The organism is Streptomyces sp. NPDC006207 (assembly GCF_040613835.1).
Taxonomy (GTDB): Bacteria; Actinomycetota; Actinomycetes; order Streptomycetales; family Streptomycetaceae; genus Actinacidiphila.
The window spans coordinates 1-6,831 of record NZ_JBEXSX010000130.1; the positions used below are offsets into that span (position 1 = coordinate 1).

The 6,831-nt window shown below is 71.3% G+C and carries 8 protein-coding genes; 6 read left to right on the top strand and 2 right to left on the bottom strand.

Features of this window, described 5'->3' with window-relative positions; translation table 11 throughout:
• Positions 1–556 precede the first annotated feature (556 nt).
• Complete coding sequence (locus ABZ312_RS44695; protein ID WP_500323961.1) at positions 557–781, bottom strand: CDGSH iron-sulfur domain-containing protein; 225 nt, start codon at positions 779–781, stop codon at positions 557–559.
• Complete coding sequence (locus tag ABZ312_RS44700) at positions 762–1,418, bottom strand: HemK2/MTQ2 family protein methyltransferase (RefSeq protein WP_500323962.1); 657 nt, start codon at positions 1,416–1,418, stop codon at positions 762–764. The genes ABZ312_RS44695 and ABZ312_RS44700 overlap by 20 nt, the downstream gene beginning before the upstream one ends.
• A gap of 215 nt (positions 1,419–1,633) precedes the next feature.
• On the opposite strand from ABZ312_RS44700, the gene ABZ312_RS44705 reads away from it, so the two are divergent.
• From ABZ312_RS44705 to ABZ312_RS44730, 6 genes are all read left to right on the top strand, one after another.
• Positions 1,634–3,364 carry a PP2C family protein-serine/threonine phosphatase gene (locus ABZ312_RS44705; RefSeq protein ID WP_500440197.1) on the top strand — a complete coding sequence of 577 codons (1,731 nt, stop codon included), beginning with the start codon at positions 1,634–1,636 and terminating at the stop codon, positions 3,362–3,364.
• Positions 3,365–3,447: 83 nt separating this feature from the next.
• Positions 3,448–4,605 carry a PP2C family protein-serine/threonine phosphatase gene (locus ABZ312_RS44710; RefSeq protein WP_500323964.1) on the top strand — a complete coding sequence of 386 codons (1,158 nt, stop codon included), beginning with the start codon at positions 3,448–3,450 and terminating at the stop codon, positions 4,603–4,605.
• A gap of 129 nt (positions 4,606–4,734) precedes the next feature.
• Positions 4,735–5,571, top strand: coding sequence for a Rieske (2Fe-2S) protein (locus ABZ312_RS44715; RefSeq protein ID WP_500323965.1), 837 nt, complete (start codon positions 4,735–4,737; stop codon positions 5,569–5,571).
• Between the two features lie 39 nt (positions 5,572–5,610).
• On the top strand, positions 5,611–6,087 hold the full coding sequence (locus tag ABZ312_RS44720) for a hypothetical protein (RefSeq protein ID WP_500440198.1): 477 nt from the start codon (positions 5,611–5,613) through the stop codon (positions 6,085–6,087).
• A gap of 161 nt (positions 6,088–6,248) precedes the next feature.
• Positions 6,249–6,575 (top strand): plasmid stabilization protein, encoded by a 327-nt coding sequence (locus ABZ312_RS44725; RefSeq protein WP_500323967.1) that lies wholly within the window; start codon positions 6,249–6,251, stop codon positions 6,573–6,575.
• A 30-nt stretch (positions 6,576–6,605) separates the two neighbouring features.
• The gene (locus ABZ312_RS44730; RefSeq protein WP_326579019.1) at positions 6,606–6,761 is read left to right on the top strand and encodes a DUF6131 family protein; all 156 of its coding nucleotides are present in this window, start codon (positions 6,606–6,608) and stop codon (positions 6,759–6,761) included.
• Positions 6,762–6,831 lie beyond the last annotated feature (70 nt).

Here is a 6,831-nt window from a genome sequence, read left to right on the forward strand (position 1 = left end):
CCACACACCACGTCTCGCTGGAGGAGGCCCCGCAGGCCTACGACATGTTCCAGAAGAAGGCCGACGGTGCCATCAAGGTCCTCATGCACCCGTGAGGGACGATCCCGCCGGGGAACCCACCGGGCATTCCGCAAGCCTCCCCACGTCGGGAGGGGTCCGTGTGCCATGCCGCGGGGGCCCTGGCGGGCGGCTGAGTTCACCCGGTTGTCCCATCAAGGCGGATGCCGCGGTGCCGATACCGCGGTAGTGCGCTGAGGAATCCGGTCGACAGGCTCCCTGCGTCCCGCGGCCCCGGGACGTACCCTCCGTTGAAGCTCTGCCCGCCCCGGGAGCGGGCTGGGCACGTGGCTTGGACCAGAGCGACGTGCTGCTGCAAGTCGTGCGGGAGCTGTGCGCCCGCGGGCTGCTCACCGTGCGTCCCCCGAGCACCGATTCCGAGGCGCGGACCGTGGCCGACCATTGCCGCTGAGGTCCGGCTTCCGACGCTGGAGGACGCTACAAAAGGCCCGCATGCCGTCCTCTCCGCCGCGAGCCGGGCAACCGCCGTTCCGGCCACCTAATCCGCGGGAGCCGGGGCAGGCCGGGCGCGCCGGCGATGGCTGGTGTCGCACCACGGGTAGGTGCGGCTGCGGCGGCAGGCGCAGACAGCCACGACGAAGCGGTCGGAACGCACGACACGGCCGTCGTCCAGGACCACCTCGACGGGGCCCTCGATCAGGATCGGGCCGTCCCTGGTGATCGTCACGCGCGTCGGCGCCGGTTCACCGTTCACGTTCGGCACGGATCACCACCAGCTCTTCCTTGTCTTCCCCCGCGGCTATCAGCCCTTGGGCCTGCAGCCACGCCGACCGGTCGCGCAGCACGGGACCGAAGGGGATGTACCGGCGCTCGGTGACCGCGGCCCGCAGTCCGGCGTGACGTAGCCGGCCCAGGGTGCGCTCGACACAGCAGAGAGCCGAGTGGACCAGGAGCAGGACGCCTCCCGGGGCGAGCAGCGGCGGCACGTCGGAGCAGATGCGGTCCAGCAGCGCCCGGCCGTCGGACCCGGCATCCCACGCCAGGGCGCGACCGCGGGTCGGTAGGTCCGCCTGCGGCGACGGAACGTACGGCGGATTGGCCGTGATGAGGTCGAAGCGGTGGCCCGTCACGGGTGCGGTGAGGTCGCCGCGCAGGACTTTGACGCGCAGGCCGTTGAGGCGGGCGTTGAGCCAGGTGGTGCACACCGCGCCCAGGGATGCGTCCACGGCGGTCACCTGCGCGGCGCCGCGCTCGGCGGCGGTCAGGGCCAGCGCGCCGCTGCCCGTCCCCAGATCGAGGACTTCGGTGCCGTCGGCGAGAGGCTCCCGCTTCAGCGCCTCTTCGAGGAGGAGCGTGTCGTCCTGGGGGCGGTACACCCCTGGCGGGGACAAAAGCCACATAGGGCACGACTACCCCGCGGCACCGGAACTATCATGAACTTGAGGGCAAGGTACGGGACCGGTCGCTCCGTGTGGGCGGCCTCCTCCAGGTTCTGCGCCCCCGTGCCGGGCGCTGTCGTCGCGCCCCTTCGTCGGCGAGAGCGTGAGCCGACCGCATGGGATCCTGGTGCGCGGGTAAGCCGGGAAAGCTGGGTTGCACCGGAGGACAGGGGAACATGGACGCCGTCGTACCGGACACCGGACCGCCCTTCCTGGAGGGATCGCGGGCCCTGCGTGTGGGCATGCCCGACAGCCTGCTGGACGGCGTCATGGCGCCCGCCTACGTGGTGGACGGCGAGGGGTCGATCATCGCGGCCAACGAGGCGGCAGGGACCCTCCTGCAGAGGTCCACCGCGGATCTCCTCGGTCAGGATGCACATGACCTGCTCCACCGTGACAGCCACGGTCACACCCTGCCGCGCTCCCGTTGCGAGATGCGTGACGCCCTGCTCACGGAACGCACCCGGCACGGCGACGTCGGGTGGTTCGCCCGGGGGGACGGCAGCCTGCTCGGGCTGTCCTGGTTCCTGACGCCGTACGGCCTGGGGCCCGGAAGGCCGGGGGCCCTGGTCATGCTCTACCAGCGGCAGGAGGCGGCAACGACCGACCAGGAGCCGGCAGCGGGGCTCTCGACGCCGCTGACGGAGCTCGACCGTCTCGCCCTCCTCGCGGAGACCACCACCCAGCTCACCTCGACACTCGACGTGAACGAGGCGCTGCACCGCCTGGCCGCCCTGACCGTGCCGCTGCTGGCGGACTGGGCGGTCGTCGACCTCCTCACCGAGAACGAGGAGGTGCGGCGCGCCCTGGTGGTCCAGAACAAGGATGGTCTCCTGATCGAGCGCGCGGACCTGCAAGGGCCCATGCCGCCGGTGCCGCAGGAATCCCCGATGCCGCTGTCCCGCGCCTTGCGCGGCGCCGCGTCGACCATCGCCACCGCCTCGACGTACCACGGCCCTCCGGACTCCGGGATCGCGGTCGAGCAGCACCGGCTCTTCGAGAGGACGGGCATGCACTCCGCGGCCATGGCCCCGATCCGTGGGCTGCGGGACGTGCTCGGGGCGCTCACCCTGGGCCGCTCGGAACGCCCGGACGGCTTCACCGCCGGTGACCTGCCGCTGCTGGAGGACGTGACCCGCCGCGCGGGACTGGCGCTGGACAACGCCCGCCTCTACCAGAGGCAGCGCAAGGTCTCCGAGACGATGCAGCGTCACCTGCTGCCCCAGATGCCCACGATCCCCGGCCTGCAGATGACCGCCAGGTACGTCCCGGCCCCGCAGGCCTCGCAGGTCGGCGGTGACTGGTACGACGCGTTCCCTCTCGTCGACGGCGCCACCGCACTGGCCATAGGCGACGTCGTCGGACACGACCTGGACGCCGCCGGCGGCATGGCACAGGTCCGGAACATGCTGCGCGCCTTCGCCTGGTCGGATCCCGAGTCGCCCAGCGCCGTCGTCACGCGCCTCGACCAGGCCGTCATGCACACCGCCGAAGTGCCCATGGCGACCATGATCTTCGCGCGGCTCACCAGCGCCGATGACAGGCTGTGGCGACTGGAGTGGACCAACGCCGGCCATCCGCCGCCGCTCCTGGTGACCCACGACGGGCAGACCAGCTTCCTCACCGAGGGCCACGGCATCCTGCTCGGCACGGGCACCGACAAGCCGCGCCAGGACGCCGTCGTCACCCTGCCCCCGCAGGCCACCCTCGTGCTGTACACCGACGGGTTGGTCGAGTCGACCAGGCACTCCATCGACGTCGGCCTCGACCGGCTCCGCCAGCACGCCGCTTCCCTGGCCCGGCGCCCCCTGGACTCGTTCAGCGACTCGCTGCTGAGCCAGGTCCGCCCCCAGGACAACGACGACGACGTCGCCTTCCTCGCTCTGCGCACACCCGCCGCCCCGTAGGACCGGGCCGGCCGCCCTCGGATGCGGTCCTGTGAGTGAAGCGGCCAAGGTGGGAAGAAGTGCAGGGAGCAAGGGAGGTCGCCGTGTCGCATGACCAGCTCGGGCTCGACGACGTACTCACGGCAGCGGAGGCAGCCTCGCCGGTGAACTCGCTGGACGTGGTGGCGCGCAACCTGAGGGAGCGGTTCGGGGCCCGCTCGGTGTCGTTGCTGCTCCCCGACGTCATCGGCCAGAAGATGGTGCGGGTCAGCGAGGACGCGGACTCGCAGCAGGTCAGGAGCGCCGATCAGGTTCCGCTGCACGGCAGCGTCTACCACGACGTGCTGCGCAGCCAGCAGGTGACGCGGGTACCCGGCGACGGGACGGGTGAGCGGGTGATCGCGCCCGTCACCAACCGGGGCGACACGATCGGGGTGCTGGAGCTGACCCTGCCCGACGCCACCGACGACGTGCTGGGACAGGTTGCCGAGGCGGCGCTCGCGCTGGCGTACATCGTCGTGACCGATCGCCGCTTCACCGACGTCTACCAGTGGGGCAAGCGCACGACGCCGATGACCTTGGCGGCCGAGATCCAGCGGCAGCTGCTGCCCACGGCCTCCTGCTGCACGGTGAACGGGTTCACCGTCGCCGGGGCGCTGGTGCCCGCGGATTCCATCGGCGGTGACACCTACGACTTCACCCTGGACTACGACACGCTGCACCTGTCGATCACCGACGCGATGGGCCACGACATCAGGTCGGCGATGCTGGCCACCGTCCTGGTGAACGCCTCCCGCCGCGCCCGCCGTGCCGGGTGCGACCTGGCGGAGCAGGCCCGCCAGATGCACGAGGCGATCCAGCAGCACGGCAGTCACGGGCTGGCCACCGGGCAGCTGGTCCGTGTCGCCCTGGACGGAACCGGCTTTCAATTGGTCAACGCGGGGCACCCATGGCCCCTGCGCCTGCGCGACGGAACGGTCGAGGAACTGCGCCTCGCCGTCGACCTTCCCTTCGGAGTCCCTTCCCCGGCTCCCCACCGGGTTCAAGACCTCGACGTGCGCGCCGGGGACCGGCTCGTGCTCTACACAGACGGCATGCAGGAGCGCCGGGCCCGCGGCGTGGACCTGGCCGTCATGCTCCGCGACTCCGCCGCCGAGCACCCCCGCGAAGTGGTCGAGATGATGACGTCCGCCGTGTCCGTCGCCTGCCACGGCCACCTGGAGGACGACGCCTCGATCGTGTGCCTGGACTGGCGTGCGTAGAAGGCCACGGTTGCCGCACGGCCGGATGCCGGGTTTGTCGTGGAGTGAGGAGGAAAGCCGCTCCACATGAGGCTTATGAGGCTTACGAGCGAAAAGCAAGGGTCCCCGAACGCCGCCCTTCCTGCGGCGATGGACACCCTCGAAGGGCAGGAGTGGCTCGACGGGCTTGCCGCCGTCGTCCGCAAGGCCGTGCGCGCCCTGCCCCTGGGCCGAGGGCGCGACGCGCTGCGCGGGCTGTGGCTCGGCCACCCCGTGCACCCGGTACTCGTCCAGGTGCCGATCGGTGCCTGGACCTCCGCCGGGGTGCTCGACCTGCTCCCCGGCGAGAGCCGTGCCGCCCGCCGTCTGGTGGCGCTGGGCCTGGTCTCCGCGGTGCCCGCGGCCCTCGCCGGATGGGTGGACTGGGCGGAGCAGCGTCCCCGGCAGGCCCGCGTGGGCCTGGTCCACGCGACCGCCAACGCCGTCGCCGTCACCGCGTACGCCTGCTCACTGGCGGCCCGGATCAAGGGCCGCCCGGTCCTCGGCCGGGCCCTCGGCTTCGGCGGCATGACCGTGGCCACGGTGGGCGGGGTGCTCGGCGGCCACCTCGCCTACCGGCAGGGCGCCGGCGTGAACCACGCCGAGGCGGTGCCGGTGCTGGTGGAGCCGGGCTGGCATCGCGTCGGCGTGCCGCAGGACTTCCCGTTCGGCGAGCCGGTGCGGCGGATGGCCGACGAGGCGGCCGTGGTCGTGGTGCGCGCGGACGACGGGCGATTCCACGCCCTGGCCGACCGCTGCAATCACATGGACGGCCCCCTGCACGAGGGCAAGGTCATCGAGGGCTGCCTCGAATGTCCCTGGCACGGCAGCCAGTTCCGCCTGTCGGACGGTGCGAACGTCCAGGGGCCGGCGACCGCGCCGCAGCCCCGCTTCGAGTGCCGGATAGCCGCCGACGGGCAGGTCGAGGTCCGGCTCGCGCGGTCCTGAGCCACCCTGGGCCACCCTGAGCCACGAGGAGGAACTGCCATGAGTCAGCAGGCTCTCGAGATCTACATGAACGACCACCTGGCGGGCTCCACCACCGGGCAGTTGATCTCACGTCACCTCGCCGACCACCACCGCTCCACGCCGCACGGCGACGAACTGCGGCGTGTGGCCGACGAGATCGCCGAGGACCGGCAGAGCCTCCTCGACCTGATGGCCGCGCTCGACGTCCCGGCGCGACGTCACAAGGTCTACGCGGGATGGCTCGCCGAGAAGGCGCGCCTGCTCAAGCTCAACGGCCGTGTCGTCCGCCGTTCCGGCCTGAGCACGGTCATCGAACTGGAGGCGCTGCGCCTGGGCATCGAGGGGAAGAGCCTGCTGTGGCAGTCGCTCCTGTCGCTCACACCGAAGAAGGATCTGGACGAGGACCGGCTGCGCACCCTCCTGGACCGCGCGCAGGAGCAGATCGACACGGTGGAGACCGTACGCCGCGAAGCCGTCGGCGCCGGCCTCGGGTGATCCCGGCCGCCGCTACGGCCCGCAACGGCGTGCCGTCGCGCGCTCCGTGGCAACGCCTGTGGCGTCTTCCGCCGTCAGGCCGTTCGAGTGAAAAGTGTGATGATCCTCCGTTTCGGGGTAGCCGTGACTCAAGACCAAGATGAGCAAATGGGGTGAATCACATGCCCGCAGGGTCGAGTCGCAAGCGGGAGCGGCAGTACGAGCACATCAAGGAGAGCGCCGAGAACCGGGGCGAGAGCGAGAAGCGGGCCAAGGAGATCGCCGCCCGTACGGTCAACAAGGAACGCGCCCGGGCGGGTGAGTCCAAGACCGCCAGCCGCTCCTCCATCGAGGACATGTCCTCGGGCAAACGCGGCGGACAGCGCTCCGGCAAGGGTTCCCAGGGACCCACTCGCGACCAGCTCTACGCGGAGGCCAAGCGCCGCAACGTCGACGGTCGCTCCCACATGAACAAGGCCGAACTCCAACGCGCCCTCGGCGACAGCTGAGCGCACGCGGGTCAACCAGCGGAGGACATCATGCTCATCCTCGGCATCATCCTGCTGATCATCGGCTTCCTCACCGGGATCTCGATCCTGTGGACCATCGGGATCATCCTCGTGGTCATCGGCCTCGTGCTCTGGGTGCTGGGCGCCGTGGGGCACAGCGTCGGCGGGCGCAAGCACTACTGGTAGGCGGCGCGGGTCCGGTCGTCAGCCAGTCCGGAGGCCGCGCGCGACCGCCATGGCGGCCGGATCGGAAGAG